Here is a 15,803-nt window from a genome sequence, read left to right on the forward strand (position 1 = left end):
GTGAACTCGTCACGACTCGCCCCCAATCGCTCTCATCGGTTGTTCCAGCGCCTCGGCGTCGAAGGCGTTCTGGACGTGGGAAAGCGCCGACATCAGCGTCGACGAGGTGATCCGGTCGGCGTGGCGGCGTTCCACCACGCGGTGCAGCGGCAGCGACCCGAGCTCCGACCAGCCGAGCCGGCCCGCCGGGTCGAGGTAGCTGCGCGCCTGCCCGGCGTTGTCCGGGTGCAGGCAGTACGGGACGTCGAGCAGGCCGCGCTTGAACGCGACGACGATCGCGCGGCCGAGGTCGGCGTGGCTGTTCAGCACCGCGTCGACGAGCGCGTACGCCTCGCGGTAGACCTGGTTGTCCGGGTCCACCACGGCCTTTTCGGTGACCGCGCGGGCCGCCGCCCCGGCGTGTTCCAGCGCCGCGACGTTCTCGGCGACGGTCGGGATCCGGTGCGCCTCGGCGGTCGTCTTGACGATCAGCCGTTCCGACCCGGTCGTCACGGCCAGCTCGGCCGCCCGGCCCAACAGGCTCCGCGCGCCATCGGAAGTCCGCGGGAACAGGCCCATGTAGGCGTAGATGACGACGTGCCAGGTGGCGTCGGGCAGCAGCTCGGCGCACAGCCGGCGCAGCGCGGACACCGCCTCCTGGTCCTGCGCCATGCTCGTCTGCTGCGCGTAGCTCACCGAGATGCTGCGCACGCCCTTGCGGTAGAAGAACAACGCTTCCAGCACCGACAGCGCCACCAGCTCGCTCGGCGGGCACAGCTGGCCCATCATGCAGCCGCCGAACGTCTCCAGGTGCGGCCGGCCGGCCGGGTGCTCGGCGTCCAGGAGCAGGTCGCAGCAGTGCGCCCAGTTGCGGACGGACTCGTCGAGCGGCGTGCGGCTGTAGGGCAGGCAGTAGGACACTGGGCCGCCCTCGGTGGCGTGCAGGCCGGCGGCGATCATGGCGCGGAAGATGTCCGCCGGCCGCGCCGAACCGTGCCGCACCTGCACCGGGAAGTCTCTGCCTTCGAGGCCGTCGAGCATGCCGCGGGTGACCCCGGGCGGGTGGTTGACGATCGGGTAGCCGTTGAGCGCGATCCCGTTGTTCAGCGCGTGCGCCACGGAAGCGGTGTCGCAGACGCGGGTGTAGCTGTCGAGCGTGACCGTGCCGACGGTCGCGGGGGCCGCGTTCTTCGTCGCGGCCAGCCCGGCGCGCATGACGGCCGGGTCCGCGAACCCCATCCGGGGCTGCACGACGAGCTCGCCGGCGGCGTGCCGTCGCGCGACGAACTCTTCGAAGCTCACGCCTCCACCTGAGTGGCACCGGCCGAGAGCGTGGCGGCGAACCGGCGGAACGACCCCGCGCCCTGCTGGTCGTCGAAGACCGCGTCGAACCCGGCGAGCAGCAGCTGCGCGGTTTCCTCCGCGGTCAGCGCCCCGCCGACACCGAGCTTGCCGCCGATCACCACCGGCAGCCCGCGCAGCTCCGGGAGAGCGCGAATCCGCTGGATCACGCGCAGGCCGTCCTGGTGGCCGTGGCCGTTGACGCTGCTCAGCACGAGCATCGCCGGGCGGCGGCTCAGGCACTCCGACTCCAGCAGCTCGTCCGGCACGCAGGCGCCGAGGTTCACGACGTCGAAGCCGAGCTCGCCGACGAGCAGCTCCAGGTAGACCAGGTTCCAGGTGTGGGAGTCCGACGCCATGCTGCTGACGATCACCGTCCGGCGCAGCGGCTCGGTGACGATCCCGGTGCCGTAGGCCCGCAGTTCTTCGGTCATGGCGAAACCTCGTAGACGCGCTGGTAGTCCAATCGGGACACCGACAGGACTTTGCCGCCGCGGACCACGACTTCCGCCGGCGTGGGCCGGCCGAGGAAGCTGATCAGGCTGGCGGTGACGCCGTAGGCGCCGACGTTCGGCACCGTGACGACGTCGCCGGAGGCCAGCTCGGGCAGCTTCGCCGCCTTGGCGAGCGAGTCACCGGGAGTACACAGTGGACCGACGAGGCTGCCGACCACGTCCCCGGTCTCCTCGACGCCGACGGCCGCGGGCAGCAGCCGGCCGATCCCGGACAGCCCGCCGACGACGTTGATCCCGGCGTCCAGCACGACGAACCGGCTGCCCCGGCTGTCCTTGACGTTGACCACGCCGGCCAGCAGCGACCCGCAGCTGCCGGAGAGGTAGCGGCCCGACTCGCAGGCCAGCTCGATCCCGCCGTCCCGCCACTCGGGCAGGTGCAGGTCGAGCAGCGTTTCCAGGCCCGAGCGCAGCTTCGGGTAGTCGGTGCGCGGTCCTGGCACGGCGTACGGCGAGGAGAAGCCGCCGCCGATGTCCAGGACCTCCAGCGGCAGCCCGACCTCGTCGCGCAGCCGCGCGGCCGAGGTGAGCACGAACTCGTACTCGCCGAGCAGCGCGTCCTCGTCCTGGGCGTTGCTCATGGTGAAGAAGTGCGCGCCGACGACCCGCGTGCCCGGCACCGCCTTGAGCGTGGGCATGAGGTCGGGCAGCGTCTCGGCGTCGATGCCGAACTGCGACGGGCGGCCCATCATCCGGATGCCGGTGCCGCCGCTGCTCGCGGTGGTGTTGACGCGCAGCAGCGCGGACGCGGTCACGCCCTGGTGCTGCGCCGCCGCGCCGACGTGCTGCAGGTCGGTCAGCGACTCGACGGAGAACAGCCGGACCCCGGCGGCGAGCGCGTGCTCCAGCTCCTCGTTCGTCTTGCCCGGTCCGGTGTATAGGATGCCAGCCGGGTCGAAGCCGGCTTCGAGGGCGTTCACCAGCTCGCCGGTGGAGCTGATCTCCGCGCGGCAGCCGCCGCGCCGCAGCTCGCGGCCGATTTCCGGGTGCGGGTTGGACTTCAGCGCGTAGAACAGCTGGAAGCCTTCGGGCAGCAGGCCGAAGAGCTGGTCCCGCGACTCGGCGACGACGTCGAGGTCGTAGACGTAGGCGGGCGTGCCGTACTTCGCGGCGATGCCGTCGTACTTGCTCATGCGCGGGCCCCCTCAACCAGCTGCGCGAGTTCCTTGGTGGCGTTCTTGCCGTGCGCCGTGAGCGGGAACTCCTCGACGACGTGGCACAGCGACGGGACCTTCTGCGGCTCGAGGCGCTTGGCCAGCTCGCGCAGCACGGTCGTGGGCGGCAGGTCGGTCTCGACGCAGATGGCGAGGTCCCGCGTCTCGCTCGGCGGGATCGCGCCCGCCGCGCGGACGCCGGGGATGTCCATCGCCGCGGCTTCGATCTCCAAAGTGGACATCCGGATGCCCTTGCGCTTGAACATGTCGTCGCGGCGGCCCTCGAAGTAGAGGTAGCCGTCGGCGTCGAGGCGGCCGTAGTCGCCGGTGTGCAGGCGCGGCTCGCCGGTGGTCTCGTCGCGGCGGAAGGCGCGGGCGGAGATCTCCGGGGCCCGCCAGTAGCCGGGCATGACGTGCGGGCCGGCGGCGACGATCTCGCCGATGTCCCCGGCGGGCAGCTCGGTGCCGTCGGCGGCGAGGATCAGCACGGACGTGCCGGGCAGCGGCAGCCCGGACGAACCGGGGCGGTCGGTGTCCTCGTCCGGCGGCATGATCGTGATCCGCTTGCACTCGGTCTGGCCGAACTGGCGGACGACCTTGACGCCGGGGAACGCGGCCCGCAGCTGCGCGATGGTGGCGTCGGGCAGGGCCGCGCCGGTGTTGGTGAAGAGGCGCACGGGCGCGGCCGGCTCGGTGTCGCGGGCGGCGAGCGTAGCGATCATGGTGGCCAGCGACGGGACGATCGGCACAACGGTGGCGCCGACCTCGCGCATCCGCTGCAGCAGGCGCAGGTCCGACTCGGCGTCGGCGAGCACGATCTCGCTGCGGCCGAGCGTGCTCAGCAGCACCTTGTAGAGGCCGTAGTCCCAGGACATCGGGAACCGGCAGAAGACGACGTCGTCCCGGCGGTAGCCGAGGACGGCCTGGATGGCGCGGGAGGCGAAGGTGACCTGGCGGTGCGGGCCGATCACGCCCTTCGGCGCGGCGGTGCTGCCGGAGGTGTAGACGAGGACGGCGATGTCGTCTTCGCTTACTGCTGCTGCTTCGGCTTGCTGTCCTTTTGCCTCTTCGACTTCCGTCCAAAAGGGACTGAAGTTCTCCGGGGTGAGCACGAGGACGGGTTCGGCGTTGGCCACCACGGAGTCGAAGTGGAACTTCTTCATGGCCGGGTTGATCGGCACGAAGACCGCCCCGCGGCGCGAAGTCCCGTAGAAGAGCGCGACGAGCGCCCGATCGGTGGGCAGCTGCACGACAACGCGGTCGCCGTGCCCGACGCCGTGCTGGGAGAGCACCACGGCAACGGCGTGGCTCCACGCCTCGAGCTCACCGTAGGTCCAGGCACCGACGCGGTCCCGGACGGCCGACGCCCCGGCCGCATCGGCCGCCGCGGCGTCGAGCAGAGAATGGACCAGAGAATCGTTCACGACTGCCACTCCGTAGGACTCGAAGGATGACCGGGCCGGCGTGGAAGACACACCTGGAGACGTACGGAAAGCTAGCCGCGCCGACCTGCGGACCCACACCCCTAACGGCCCCTAAGCCCCGGGCGGCCGGGATCCGGGCACGCCAAAGCGGTCGTGAGTGGGAAACAGGGTTCTGGCCCTGTTTCCCACTCACGACCTGCTGCGTCAGGCGGGCTTGAGTCGAGGGCTTGCCCGGCCGCTCCCGAGTCGGCCGCCGGTCTTCCGGCCGCGCGGGCCGGGCCGCGCGGCCCGACAGCAGCCCGCGACGACCCACCGATCTCCGATCGCAGCCGCGCCGACCACTCCCCTGCCAGCCGCGGCCCGCCCCGGGCGCGGGCCGCCCCGGTCCGCGGTCCCTGGCGGCGGCCTGCGTCGGCATACCGGTCCCCGACCGCAGCCCTCGCCGGTTCCGGCCGCGATCCGCGTCGGCCGTCGGTCCCGGCCGCCCGCGGCCAAGCCGCGGGCGGGTGGGTCATTCACCTCGTCAGGCGGGCGTCGGTGCCAGGATCTCCGCCGCCCGGGCCGCCAACGTCTTGCGGTCGATCTTGCGGTTCGAGTTCAGCGGGAACTCCGCCACGTGCCGGTAGTGCCGCGGGATGACCCCCTCCGGCAGGACCGCCCGCAGCGCCCGCACCATCTCCAGCACCGGCCTTTCCCCACCCGTGTAGAACACGAACAGCTCGGTCCCCACGTCGCCGGCCACGCCCAGCGCCACCGCGTCCTGGATTCCGCAGTCGCGCAGGGCGTGCTCGACCTCCGTCAGCTCGATGCGCCAGCCCAGCACCTGGACCTGGGAGTCCAGCCGGCCCAGGTACGCGAGGCCGTCGGACAATCTGCGCACGCGGTCCCCCGTGCGGTAGAAGCGCTGGCCGTCGCGGTCCAGGAAACGGCCCTGCTCGTCGGCCGGGTCGAGGTAGCCCGGTGTCATCTGCAGGCCCGCGATGCACAGCTCGCCCTCGACGTCGTCGCCGTCCAGGAGCACGTAGTCGTGGCCCGCGTGCACCGAACCGATCGGCACCACGCCGTTGACCGCCACCTGCGGCGTCGAAACGTCGTCCCAGCGGTAGCCCGACACCGTGATCGTCAGCTCGGTCGGCCCGTACAGGTTCTCCACCAACGAAGACGACGCCGCGGCCCGCCAGTCCGCCGTGTCGCGGACCGTCAGCGCCTCCCCGGCGAAGAAGCTCCACCGCAGTCCCGGCAGCGCGCCCGGGGTCAGGCCGCCCGTGCGGCGGACCAGGTCGATCGCGCTCGGCGTCGAGAACCACACCGTCAGCCCGCGCTCGGCCGCGAACCGCGGCAGGTTGCGGTACGCCCCGCCCGGCAGCACCACCGCCGGCGCCCCCGCGCCCCACGCGCAGAACAGGTCGAACATCGCGCAGTCGAAGTTCAGGTCGAACGTCTGCGAGAACACGTCGTCCGGCGTGAAGTCGTAGCGGGCGTCCAGCAGGCCGAAGTAGTGGTCGACCGCCGCGTGCCCGATCCGCACGCCCTTGGGACGCCCGGTCGAACCCGACGTGAACAGCACGTACGCGGTGTCCGACGTCGGCGCCAGCGGTGCCGGCAAAGCCACCGAAGGACGCGTGTCGCCCAGCACTGGAACCCCCTCCGGCGCCACCGCGCGACCCCGTTCGTCGGCGACGAGCACGTCGACGCCCGCGGCCGAAACCATCTGGGCGGTCCGGGCCGCCGGGAAGTCCGGACGCAGCGGGACGACCGTCGCACCGGCGTACAGCGCGGCCAGGATCCCCCCGTACGCCGTGACTCCCTTGCCCGCCAGCACCCCTACGGTGCGGGCGCCGCTCTCGGCCAGCGCGCCACCCCACGACAAGGCGAGTTCGTGCAGCCGTTCGTAGGTCAGCGCCTGGTCGCCCACGTGGACGGCCACGCCGCCACCGGAGCGTTCGAGGCCGCGCAGGAACCGCGTGTGCAGCCCGCTGGTGAGTCCGGTGTCCATCGAAGTCCTCCGCAATGAATAGGGGTGTCAGTGCGTCGATCCGGGACGGCGACGCGCGGTAGAGTCCAAAACCGAACCGGGCGGTCGGTTTCCTCTCGGTAGATCCCAACCTAGCGATCCGGAGTAGCCATGTGGGACAGCACTTTCGATGAGACGCTTCGCACGTTCCTCCCCTTCTTGCCCGCCGAGGAGGCACTGACCGAAGAGACCCCGCTCCGCGAGTACGGGCTGGACTCGCTCGCCACCGTGGAGCTGCTCTCCGTGCTGGAGCAGAGCTACAACGTGCGGTTCGAGGACGACGCCCTGAACCTGGAGACGTTCGAGAACCCCGGCCGGCTGTGGACCACGCTGTCCGCGCTGCAGCCCGCTAGCTGACCCGCGACGGTCCTGCGCCCCGGCGGCGGGGTTGCAGGGCCATGCGCGGGTTGACCGTGACGACCTCGAAGCGGCTCGTGGTCACGCGGACGCGCCCGAACAGCGTGTCCGGCCCCGCGACCCAGAGCTTGCGCACCCCGTTGTCCGCCAGCGTGTGGACGACGTCCGGCCAGCGCATCGGCTTGACGATGCTGTCGAGCAGCATCGTGCGCACCTGGTCACCGGTGCGCAGGATCTCGCCGTCCTGGTCGGCGACGATCGGCAGCAGGGGGTCGTGGAACTCCAGGCCGCCGAGCACCTCGTCCTCCGCCTTGCGGCGCAGCGCCCCGAACGCGCGTGAGTGCAGCGGCGGCCGCATCGTGTAGAGGGAGAGCCCGCCCATGCTCCGGACCGTCTGCTTGAGCCAGTCGAGGTTCTTTTCGCGCACGGAAACCATGTAGAAGTCGTGGTCGATGTAGCACGAGATGTCGAACCACTCGCCCTTGGCGTCCAATTGGGACAGAGCGTCCTTCAGCTTTTCCTCCGGGGTGCGGACGAACGAGTGCGTCACGACGTCGGTGTACTCGGTGTCGAAGAACTCGGTCAGGCAGCGCGCGAGCTCCGCCGTCATCCACACCGCGTCCGGGAAGGTCAGCGACCCGGCGTACACGCTGGCCGGCTTCTCGCCGAAGCTCGGGCCGGCGCAGAAGTCGGGGCTCATCCCCTGCTCCTCCTCGGCCCATTCGGCCAGCGCGACGCAGGTGAGCATGAACCCGACCTGCGCGTACGCCGAGTAGTCGCCCTCGGTTTCGCGGAAGCGGTCGACCAGCGAGTAGCCGAGCCGCTCGTTCGCCTCCCCGATCAGCCGGCGGGCGAAGGGGTTGATCAGCAGGAACTTGCCGAAGTCGGCGAAGCGACACGGGCTCATCCCGGGGAAGACGACCGCCGATCCCGGCCGGGTGGCCTCATCCATGACTGGCGACCTCTCGTTCGACCCGGCTCGCGGGTGCGGTGGGGTGGATGTCCCGCAGGAATCCCAGCAGGACTTCGCGGAACCGCTCGGGCTCCTCGAGGTGCGGGACGTGGCTGGAGTCTTCGAAGATCTCCCAGCGCACGTCGTGGATCCGGTCGAAGTACGGCTGGACCGTGACGGGGGTGGCTTCGTCGTGCCGTCCGGAGATCAGCAGCGTCGGCACTTCGATGTCGTCGAGCTCGTCGATCACCGAATAGTCCTTGAGCGTGCCGGTGACGGTGAACTCGCTCGGCCCGTTCATCGTGGCGTAGACGGTGTTGTCGTCGGCCATCTCCATGAACGAGGCCAGGTAGTCGGCCGGCCACGGCAGCACGCGGCAGACGTGCCGGTCGTAGAACGCGCGCATCAGCTCGAAGTACTCCGGCGCGCCGGTGGTGCCGGCGGCTTCGTGCGCCCGCAGCTGGTCGTCGACGCCCGGCGGGAGCTGGGCGCGCAGCACGTCCATCTCCTGGCGCCACAGCGGGTAGGACGCCGGCGAGTTCGCGATCACCAGCCCGCGCAGGCCGTCCGGGCGCTGCGCGGCGTGCCGCGCGACGACCAGGCCGCCCCACGACTGTCCGAACAGGACGTAGTTGTCCTCGATGCCCAGGTGCTGCACCAGGTTGTCCAGCTCGTCGGCGAACAGCTCCGGCGTCCAGAAGTCCGCGCCCTTGCCCGGCAGCCGCGTCGAGCCGCCGCTGCCCAGCTGGTCGTAGTGCACCACCGGGAACCCGTGCCCGGCGAGCGAGCAGAGGTTCAGCAGGTAGTCGTGCGTGCTCCCCGGCCCGCCGTGCACCACGACGACAGCGGGCGCTTCGCCCCCGGTCTCCCCGGTGACGCGGTACCAGGTGCGGTACCCGCCGAAGGGCACCCAGCCCTTCGTGATCGGTGCCACGGCCATGCTCATCACCTCGTTCGTATCCCTCGCCCCGGCACACGCGGCCGGACCCACGTTCATGTCTAGCCGTCGCGGGCCCGCCGGAACCAGCCCCTAAGGGGCGTCTAAAGCCGTTCCAAACCCACTCGAAATCCCTAGCGCACGGCGCCCACCGGCGGAAAGGATCCGTTACGGAAACAGGGGTTGCCGACCCCTATCGGCGCGTTGCCGGGTCGGCCCGGCGGCGCACGCGCACTACTTTCTAGACAGCAGCAGCCGACTTCCGGGGAGTGCGTCCATGCGCGTCATGATGATGGTGTTCCCGACGAGGACGCACGTCTACAGCATGGCCCCGGTCGGCTGGGCGCTGGCCGCGGCCGGGCACGAGGTCCGGTTCGTGGGCCAGCGCAACCCGCGCGAGGTGGCGTCGTTCGCCGAGACCGGCCTCGACGCGATGTGGTTCGGCGACGAGCTGGACATCGCGCGCCACCGGCAGCTGCAGATGGACGGCGACAACGCCATGCAGGGCGGCTTCCGCATCTCCGAGAGCCGCTCCGAGCGCTACACCGAAGAGTACGTCCGCACGGTCTACGAGCACTGGGTCGAGGTTTTCCGCTGGACCACCCCGGACGCGCTGCTCGACGAGCTCGTGCGGTTCGCGAAGGGCTGGAACCCGGACCTGGTCGTCTGGGACCCGATGATCTACGCGGCCCCGATCGTCGCGCACGTCCTCGGCGTCCCGCACCTGCGGATGATGTACGCGGCCGACCAGACCGCGCGGATCGCCGCGCAGTACCGCGACCTGCGCGCGAGCCACCCCGAGGACACCTCGCCGGACCCGTTCGTCGAGTGGATGTCCGCCGCGGTGGGGCGGTTCGGCGCCGGCTACGACGAGGCACTGCGCCACGGCGTGAAGACTCTCGACTGCCATCCGTCCTACCTGCGCTACGAAGGCGTCGACGTCGACTACGTGCCGGCGCGGTTCATCCCGCAGAACAAGCCGATGGCGATCCCCCGCTGGGTCCTCGAGCCGCCGGAGCGGCCGCGGGTGATGCTGACGCTGGGCATCTCGAACCGGCAGGTGCTCGGCGTCGAGGAGACGTCGGTGGCCGACCTGCTCGACGGGCTCGCCGACCTCGACGTCGAGGTCATCGCGACGCTCAACGAGTCCCAGCTCGCCTCGGTGAAGAAGATCCCGGACAACGTGCGCGCGGTGGACTTCGTGCCGATGTACGAGCTCCTCGCGAGCTGCTCGGCCATCGTGCACCAGGGCGGCGGGGCGACGATCGGCAACGCCGTCGTCAACGGCGTGCCGCAGCTGATCATCCCGGGCACCACGTGGAGCGAGCGGGTGTCGGCCGTCGCGCAGGAGAAGCGCGGGAACGGGCTGGTGCTCGACCTCGAGGACGTCACGCCGCAGTCCGTCCGAAGTGGACTGGAGAGACTGCTGACGGAACCGTCGTTCCGGGCCTGCGCGCTCGAGGTCCGGGACGAGATGCTGGCGACGCCGACCCTCGACGACCTCGTGCCGGAGCTGGAACGGATCGCGCGATGCCGGTGACCGGGCGGCCGAAGGTGGTGCGCACCATCGGCTTCCTGATCGCGAGCCTGCCGCTGCGGATCTTCGCCTTCGTGCTGGTGCTCGTCACGATGGTGCTCGGCATCGCGACCACCATGCTGTGGGTCGGCATCCCGATCCTGATCGCGGCCACCTCGCTCGTCCGCGGGTTCGCGGACCTGGAACGGCGCTGGGCCGGTGCCATGCTCGACGCCGGCATCCCGGCGCCGCGGCGGCGTCCGCACGGGCCCGGGCTGCTGCAGACGTGGCAGGCCCGGCTGGTCGACCCCGTCACCTGGCACGAGGTGAACTACGTGCTGCTCGCGTTCCCGCTGGGCATCGTGGAGTTCGTCGCCGGGATCGTCTCGGTCGCCGTGCCGCCGTTCGGGATCTTCGTCGCGCCGCGGATCGGGGCGATGCACGCCGCGCTGACGGCGTCGATGCTGGGCCCGAACCGGACGCAGCAGCTCGAAGCCCGCACGCGGCAGCTGAGCGACTCGCGTGCCCGGGGCGTCGACGCGGTCGAGGCCGAACGCCGGCGCATCGAACGCGACCTGCACGACGGCGCGCAGCAGCGGCTGGTGGCCGTCGCGATGAGCCTCGGCCGGGCGCAGCTGAAACTCGACAACGAAGATTCCGCCGCCGTGCGAGAGCTGATCGGCGCGGCGCACGCGGACGCCAAGCTCGCGGTGTCCGAGCTGCGCGACCTGGCCCGCGGGATCTACCCGCCGGTGCTGCAGGACCGCGGCCTGGACGCGGCGCTGTCCTCGCTGACCGCGCGGCTGCCGATCCCGGTCGACTTCGAGGTGACCGTCGAGCCGCGGCCGCCGGCGCCGGTGGAGACGACGACGTACTTCATCGTCAGCGAGACGCTGACCAACATCACCAAGCACTCGGGCGCCGACCGCGCGACGGTGCGGGTGACCCGCGACGACGAGACCGTCGTCGTCGAGATCGTCGACAACGGCCACGGCGGTGCGTCCGTGCGTCCCGGTGGCGGCCTGGCCGGGCTCGCCGACCGGGCCGCCACGATCGACGGCGTGCTCACCGTGGTCAGCCCGGTGGGCGGCCCCACGGTGGTGCGCGCCGACCTGCCCGTCCGCTGGTGAACCCCCTGGGAGTGGGAACAATGCGTGTCGTCATCGCCGAAGACTCGGTCCTGCTGCGGGCCGGCGTGCAGAGCCTGCTCGCCGACGTCGGCATCGAGACCGCGGCCGCCGTGTCCAACGGCGACGACCTGCTGGTCGCCGTGCGCGAGCACCAGCCGGACCTGGTCATCGCCGACGTCCGGATGCCCCCGACGTTCACCGACGAGGGCATCCGCGCGGCGATCGCGGCGCGCAAGGAGGTCCCGGGGCTGCCGGTGCTGGTGGTGTCGCAGTACGTGGAGGGCAGCTACGCGGTCGACCTGATCGCCGAGGGCACCTCCGGCGTCGGGTACTTGCTGAAGGAACGCGTCGCCGACGTGGCCGACTTCCTGGAGGCGGTCCGCCGGGTGGCGGGCGGCGGCTCGGCGATCGACCCGGACGTCGTCGCGCAGATGCTGTCCCGCAACCGCGACCCGCTGCACGCGCTGACCGCGCGCGAGACGGAGGTGCTGGGGTTGATGGCCCAGGGCCTGTCGAACGCGGCGATCGCGAAGCAGCTGGTGGTCACGCAGGGCGCGGTGGAGAACCACATCAGCAACATCTTCGCGAAGCTGGGCCTGGAGGCGAGCCGCGACGAGAACCGCCGCATCCGCGCGGTGCTGACCTATTTGGACAGTACGACCGTCCGCGCCTGAGCGGGCTTCAGCGGCGGGTGCGCCAGCTGGTCGCCGTCCGGAACGGCGGCCGGCGGCGCACCCGCCGGGCCGGCACCTCGGGTTCCGCCGGACGGGCGCCGAGGGCGGCCAAGACCGCCATCAGCGCCGCCAGTTCCGTCTCGTCGGGCGCGCCGCGCAGGACGCGGACCACCGGGTCGCCCATCAGACCGGCGGGTTCCCGTGCTTGCGCGCCGGGAGGTCGGCGTGCTTGGTGCGCAGCATCGCGAGCGAGCGGATCAGCAGCGACCGCGTCTCGCCCGGCTCGATGACGTCGTCCACGAGGCCGCGCTCGGCCGCGTAGTACGGGTGCATCAGCTCGGTGCGGTACTCCTTGATCTTCAACGCCCGCACGGTTTCCGGGTCGTCGGCGGCATTGATCTCGCGGCGGAAGATCACGTTCGCCGCACCCTCGGCACCCATCACGGCGATCTCGTTCGTCGGCCACGCCAGCGAGACGTCGGTACCGATCGAGCGCGAGTCCATCACGATGTACGCCCCGCCGTAAGCCTTGCGCAGGATCAGCTGCACCCGCGGCACGGTGGCGTTGCAGTACGCGTACAGCAGCTTCGCGCCGTGGCGGATGATGCCGCCGTGCTCCTGGTCGACGCCGGGCAGGAAGCCGGGCACGTCCACCAGCGTCACGAGCGGGATGTTGAACGCGTCGCAGGTCTGCACGAACCGCGCGGCCTTTTCGCTCGCCTCGATGTCGAGCACCCCGGCCAGGACCGCGGGCTGGTTCGCGACGATGCCGACCACGTGCCCGTCCAGGCGGGCGAGGGCGCACACGACGTTGGTCGCCCAGCCCGCGTGCACCTGCAGGAACTCGCCGTCGTCGACGACCTCCGCGATGACGTCGCAGATGTCGTACGCGCGGGCCGGGTCGACCGGCACGACGTCGAGCAGCCGGTCGGTGCGCCGGTCGGCCGGGTCGCCGGCCGGCACGTGCGGCGGGGCCTCGTTGTTGTTGGCCGGCAGCAGGGACAGCAGGTACCGGACGTCGGCCAGGCAGGTCGCCTCGTCGTCGTAGGCGAACGCGGCGACGCCGGAGGTCTCCGCGTGCACGTCGGCGCCGCCGAGGCCGTTCTGCGTGATCTCCTCGCCCGTCACCGCCTGCACGACGTCGGGGCCGGTGATGAACATCTGCGACGTCTCGCGGACCATGAACACGAAGTCGGTCAACGCGGGCGAGTACGCCGCGCCGCCCGCGCACGGGCCGAGCATCACCGAGATCTGCGGGATGACCCCGGAACAGCGGGTGTTGCGCCGGAAGATGCCGCCGTACCCGGCGAGCGCGGTGACGCCCTCCTGGATCCGGGCGCCGGCGCCGTCGTTGAGCGACACCAGCGGCGCGCCCGCGGCCTCGGCGAGGTCCATCACCTTGTGGATCTTCTGGGCGTGCGCCTCGCCGAGCGCGCCGCCGAAGACCCGGAAGTCGTGGGCGTAGACGAAAGACCGTCCGACCGTCGACGGTGCCCCAGCCGCAGACGACGCCGTCGGAGTGCGGCCGGCGCTGCTCCAGGCCGAACCCGGTCGCCCGGTGCCGGCGCAGGGCCTCGAGCTCGGTGAACGAGCCCGGGTCGAGGAGCAGCTCGATCCGTTCGTGCGCGGTCAGCTTGCCGCGCTCGTGCTGCCGGCGCGTCGCGGCTTCGTCCGGCCCGCGGCGCGCCGCGTCCTTGGTCTCCCGCAGTTCGACGAGCCGGTTGGCGAACGCGGCCGGTGCCTCAGACACGGACGCCGCCCAGCTCGGCGGCCAGCCGCCCGAGGATCACGTCCTGGTGGCGGGTGAGGAAGAAGTGGCCGCCGGACAGCTCCACCAGCTCGAACCCGCCGGTCGTGTGGCCGGCCCAGGAGGCGACCTCGTCGAGGGTGGCCATCGGGTCGGCGGAGCCGGTGAAGGCGACGATCGGGGTCGCGAGGGGCTCGCCCGGGGTGTCCCGGTAGGTCTCGACGGCGCGGTAGTCGTTGCGCACCACGGGCAGGATCATCCGGACGACGTCGTCGTCGCCCAGCAGGTCCATCTCGGTGCCGCTCAGCTTGCGCAGCTCCTCGAGCACGCCCGCGTCGGTCCGCGTGTGCACGCTCTCGTCACGCACCCGCGAAGGCGCGCGCCGGCCGGAAACGAACAGCCCCGCGACGGGCACGCCGTCCCGTTCGAGGCGGCGGGCCGTCTCGTAGGCGACCATCGCGCCCATGCTGTGCCCGAAGAGGGCGAGCGGGCGGTCGGTCTTGTCCCGCAGCAGGTCCGCGACGCGGTCGGCCATGGCCCCGATGCTCGTCAGGAAGGGTTCGTGGCGGCGGTCCTGCCGGCCCGGGTACTGGACGGCGAGGACCTCGACGTCCGGGGCCAGCCCCTTCGCCACGGGGAAGTAGAAGGTGGCCGAGCCGCCGGCGTGCGGCAGGCAGACCAGCCGCGCCTTCGCCTCGGGTGACGCGGCGAACCGGCGGAACCAGTTCTCCTCGGCGTTGCCGTCGTGGGCGACCATGTCGTCCCACCGCCTTTCCGGGTCGGAGCCTCCGTCCGGCCAAGCTAGCCAGCGCGCGGGCGGCCCAACGACCCCTAACGGCCCCTAACGTCTTCTGCGGCGCACGAGTAAAAGCCGCCGGAGCGGGTACGCCATTTGCGAACGCGCCGTGCTCGTGGGGAAGCGCGGTGTTCGGGAGGAGTCGCACTGTGCACGTGAGCTGGAGCGGAGCCGATCAAGCCGGGTGGCACGTGCTGGACGTCGCCGGTGTCGACCGGCCCGGACTGACCGCCGCCCGGCGGTGGGCGGAAGCCAAGCTGGGCACCCTGCGGGAGACCGACCTGACCGACGCGCTGATCGTCGTCGGGGAGCTGCTGGAGAACGCCTTCATCCACGGCGGCGGACCGCGCCAGCTGAGGATCCACCGCGCGCACGACCCGTGCGAGGTGACGGTCGCGGTGGCCGACATCGGAACCGGCGAACCGAAGCTGCGGGTCCCCGACCACGGTGGTGGCCGGGGCCTGCTGCTGGTGGACCAGCTCAGCCTCGACTGGGGCGTGAGCCACCACGACGACGGCAAGCTCGTCTGGGCCCGCGTCGGCTGCGAAGAAGCCTAGGCGGGCTCCCGCACCCCCAGGCCGAGCCGGGCCAGCGCTTCCCCGGTGCTCCGGTGCACGGGCAGCAGGTGCTCCAGCCGCAGCACGGTGATCGGGCGCAGCAGGGCCCGGGACCGGCTCGCGACCGCGAACGGCACCCCGCTCTCGGCGGCCTCCTGGGCGGTGTCGACCAGGATCGTAAGGACACGGGCGCTGCAGAACGTCACGGCCGAGGCGTCGAAGACGAGGGCGGGTGCGAGCCGGAGTTCCCGGCGCAGCAGCGTTTCGAGGTGTTCGGTGACGGCGAGGTCGAGTTCACCGGTGGCGGTGACCACGCTGGCGTGCGCGGTGGTGGTGACGTCGAAGACGGCGGGCGGGCAGATCTCAGGAGCGAACATTCGCGGAAGGCCTCCTTGGCACAACGCCGTGGCGGCCGGACGCCGGGTCCGGGCCCACGGCAGCCCGGGTAGGGGCTGCGGGGTCGAGGCACGACGGCTTCAGGCTGAACCGCTGTCCCGCCACTCTACAAGCGATGCGCAACCGTTGCACGGTGGTTCGCAAAGTCACCGGCGCGCGTAGCGCGAACCACAAGAGGAGCTGGGTGGTCATCCCGTCGCCTGAGGCCGTGAAAATCACTTTGTGATGCGCCCCGGGTCTGGTGCAGGTCTCGTTGCCTGTCACCGAGCCCGGGCAGGCTCGAAGGATTGATCGTAGCGCGACGCTCGGTGGCCGGC

Annotated in this window: 15 protein-coding genes and 1 pseudogene; 5 read left to right on the forward strand and 11 right to left on the reverse strand. The window is 71.5% G+C overall.

Going from position 1 to position 15,803, the window contains the following annotated elements; translation table 11 throughout:
* Positions 1 to 9: 9 nt before the first annotated feature.
* The 5 genes from ACZ7OH_RS44745 to ACZ7OH_RS44765 form a co-directional block, all read right to left on the reverse strand.
* Complete coding sequence (locus ACZ7OH_RS44745) at positions 10 to 1,281, reverse strand: methylaspartate mutase (protein WP_470286479.1); 1,272 nt, start codon at positions 1,279 to 1,281, stop codon at positions 10 to 12.
* Positions 1,278 to 1,754 (reverse strand): cobalamin B12-binding domain-containing protein, encoded by a 477-nt coding sequence (locus ACZ7OH_RS44750; RefSeq protein ID WP_400902532.1) that lies wholly within the window; start codon positions 1,752 to 1,754, stop codon positions 1,278 to 1,280. The genes ACZ7OH_RS44745 and ACZ7OH_RS44750 overlap by 4 nt, the downstream gene beginning before the upstream one ends.
* Positions 1,751 to 2,965, reverse strand: coding sequence for a type III PLP-dependent enzyme domain-containing protein (locus tag ACZ7OH_RS44755; RefSeq protein ID WP_470286480.1), 1,215 nt, complete (start codon positions 2,963 to 2,965; stop codon positions 1,751 to 1,753). Before ACZ7OH_RS44755 ends, ACZ7OH_RS44750 begins: the two co-directional genes overlap by 4 nt.
* Positions 2,962 to 4,410: an AMP-binding protein gene (locus tag ACZ7OH_RS44760; protein WP_470286481.1), complete on the reverse strand. Its 1,449-nt coding sequence runs from the start codon at positions 4,408 to 4,410 to the stop codon at positions 2,962 to 2,964. Before ACZ7OH_RS44760 ends, ACZ7OH_RS44755 begins: the two co-directional genes overlap by 4 nt.
* A 523-nt stretch (positions 4,411 to 4,933) precedes the next feature.
* On the reverse strand, positions 4,934 to 6,406 hold the full coding sequence (locus tag ACZ7OH_RS44765) for an AMP-binding protein (RefSeq protein WP_470286482.1): 1,473 nt from the start codon (positions 6,404 to 6,406) through the stop codon (positions 4,934 to 4,936).
* A 129-nt stretch (positions 6,407 to 6,535) separates the two neighbouring features.
* Between ACZ7OH_RS44765 and ACZ7OH_RS44770 the strand changes: the two genes are divergently transcribed.
* Complete coding sequence (locus ACZ7OH_RS44770) at positions 6,536 to 6,781, forward strand: phosphopantetheine-binding protein (RefSeq protein WP_086674110.1); 246 nt, start codon at positions 6,536 to 6,538, stop codon at positions 6,779 to 6,781.
* Here the strand turns inward: ACZ7OH_RS44770 and ACZ7OH_RS44775 are convergent.
* The gene (locus ACZ7OH_RS44775; RefSeq protein WP_470286483.1) at positions 6,774 to 7,733 is read right to left on the reverse strand and encodes an ACP S-malonyltransferase; all 960 of its coding nucleotides are present in this window, start codon (positions 7,731 to 7,733) and stop codon (positions 6,774 to 6,776) included. The genes ACZ7OH_RS44770 and ACZ7OH_RS44775 overlap by 8 nt on opposite strands.
* Complete coding sequence (locus ACZ7OH_RS44780; protein ID WP_470286484.1) at positions 7,726 to 8,673, reverse strand: proline iminopeptidase-family hydrolase; 948 nt, start codon at positions 8,671 to 8,673, stop codon at positions 7,726 to 7,728. Before ACZ7OH_RS44780 ends, ACZ7OH_RS44775 begins: the two co-directional genes overlap by 8 nt.
* Positions 8,674 to 8,947: 274 nt before the next feature.
* On the opposite strand from ACZ7OH_RS44780, the gene ACZ7OH_RS44785 reads away from it, so the two are divergent.
* From ACZ7OH_RS44785 to ACZ7OH_RS44795, 3 genes are read left to right on the forward strand one after another with little or no spacing between them, the layout of a single operon-like run.
* Positions 8,948 to 10,210 (forward strand): nucleotide disphospho-sugar-binding domain-containing protein, encoded by a 1,263-nt coding sequence (locus ACZ7OH_RS44785; RefSeq protein WP_470286485.1) that lies wholly within the window; start codon positions 8,948 to 8,950, stop codon positions 10,208 to 10,210.
* Positions 10,201 to 11,316, forward strand: a complete 1,116-nt coding sequence (locus ACZ7OH_RS44790) for a sensor histidine kinase (RefSeq protein ID WP_470286486.1) — start codon at positions 10,201 to 10,203, stop codon at positions 11,314 to 11,316. The genes ACZ7OH_RS44785 and ACZ7OH_RS44790 overlap by 10 nt, the downstream gene beginning before the upstream one ends.
* A gap of 20 nt (positions 11,317 to 11,336) precedes the next feature.
* Positions 11,337 to 11,990, forward strand: a complete 654-nt coding sequence (locus tag ACZ7OH_RS44795; protein WP_470286487.1) for a response regulator transcription factor — start codon at positions 11,337 to 11,339, stop codon at positions 11,988 to 11,990.
* A 7-nt stretch (positions 11,991 to 11,997) separates the two neighbouring features.
* Here the strand turns inward: ACZ7OH_RS44795 and ACZ7OH_RS44800 are convergent, their stop codons facing one another.
* The 3 genes and pseudogenes from ACZ7OH_RS44800 to ACZ7OH_RS44810 all read right to left on the reverse strand — a co-directional run bounded on the left by ACZ7OH_RS44800 (position 11,998) and on the right by ACZ7OH_RS44810 (position 14,494).
* Complete coding sequence (locus ACZ7OH_RS44800) at positions 11,998 to 12,174, reverse strand: acyl-CoA carboxylase epsilon subunit (protein WP_470286488.1); 177 nt, start codon at positions 12,172 to 12,174, stop codon at positions 11,998 to 12,000.
* Positions 12,174 to 13,698 (reverse strand): annotated as a pseudogene (locus tag ACZ7OH_RS44805) (acyl-CoA carboxylase subunit beta). Before ACZ7OH_RS44805 ends, ACZ7OH_RS44800 begins: the two are co-directional and overlap by 1 nt.
* A 34-nt stretch (positions 13,699 to 13,732) precedes the next feature.
* Positions 13,733 to 14,494 (reverse strand): thioesterase II family protein, encoded by a 762-nt coding sequence (locus ACZ7OH_RS44810; RefSeq protein WP_470286489.1) that lies wholly within the window; start codon positions 14,492 to 14,494, stop codon positions 13,733 to 13,735.
* 194 nt (positions 14,495 to 14,688) lie between these two features.
* On the opposite strand from ACZ7OH_RS44810, the gene ACZ7OH_RS44815 reads away from it, so the two are divergent.
* Positions 14,689 to 15,090: an ATP-binding protein gene (locus tag ACZ7OH_RS44815; RefSeq protein WP_470286490.1), complete on the forward strand. Its 402-nt coding sequence runs from the start codon at positions 14,689 to 14,691 to the stop codon at positions 15,088 to 15,090.
* Here the strand turns inward: ACZ7OH_RS44815 and ACZ7OH_RS44820 are convergent.
* On the reverse strand, positions 15,087 to 15,467 hold the full coding sequence (locus ACZ7OH_RS44820; protein ID WP_470286491.1) for an STAS domain-containing protein: 381 nt from the start codon (positions 15,465 to 15,467) through the stop codon (positions 15,087 to 15,089). The two genes, ACZ7OH_RS44815 and ACZ7OH_RS44820, sit on opposite strands and share 4 nt — an antisense overlap.
* Positions 15,468 to 15,803: the final 336 nt, after the last annotated feature.

It is taken from the genome of Amycolatopsis sp. NPDC114478 (genome assembly GCF_055633805.1).

Excerpts from the sequence above, each read along its gene's own strand:
- ACZ7OH_RS44795 (WP_470286487.1), top strand. The coding sequence starts at position 11,337 with ATGCGTGTCGTCATCGCCGAAGACTCGGTCCTGCTGCGGGCCGGCGTG.
- ACZ7OH_RS44810 (WP_470286489.1), bottom strand. The coding sequence starts at position 14,494 with ATGGTCGCCCACGACGGCAACGCCGAGGAGAACTGGTTCCGCCGGTTC.
- ACZ7OH_RS44765 (WP_470286482.1), bottom strand. The coding sequence starts at position 6,406 with ATGGACACCGGACTCACCAGCGGGCTGCACACGCGGTTCCTGCGCGGC.
- ACZ7OH_RS44775 (WP_470286483.1), bottom strand. The coding sequence starts at position 7,733 with ATGGATGAGGCCACCCGGCCGGGATCGGCGGTCGTCTTCCCCGGGATG.
- ACZ7OH_RS44820 (WP_470286491.1), bottom strand. The coding sequence starts at position 15,467 with ATGTTCGCTCCTGAGATCTGCCCGCCCGCCGTCTTCGACGTCACCACC.
- ACZ7OH_RS44750 (WP_400902532.1), bottom strand. The coding sequence starts at position 1,754 with ATGACCGAAGAACTGCGGGCCTACGGCACCGGGATCGTCACCGAGCCG.
- ACZ7OH_RS44755 (WP_470286480.1), bottom strand. The coding sequence starts at position 2,965 with ATGAGCAAGTACGACGGCATCGCCGCGAAGTACGGCACGCCCGCCTAC.
- ACZ7OH_RS44770 (WP_086674110.1), top strand. The coding sequence starts at position 6,536 with ATGTGGGACAGCACTTTCGATGAGACGCTTCGCACGTTCCTCCCCTTC.
- ACZ7OH_RS44785 (WP_470286485.1), top strand. The coding sequence starts at position 8,948 with ATGCGCGTCATGATGATGGTGTTCCCGACGAGGACGCACGTCTACAGC.
- ACZ7OH_RS44790 (WP_470286486.1), top strand. The coding sequence starts at position 10,201 with ATGCCGGTGACCGGGCGGCCGAAGGTGGTGCGCACCATCGGCTTCCTG.
- ACZ7OH_RS44800 (WP_470286488.1), bottom strand. The coding sequence starts at position 12,174 with ATGGGCGACCCGGTGGTCCGCGTCCTGCGCGGCGCGCCCGACGAGACG.
- ACZ7OH_RS44780 (WP_470286484.1), bottom strand. The coding sequence starts at position 8,673 with ATGGCCGTGGCACCGATCACGAAGGGCTGGGTGCCCTTCGGCGGGTAC.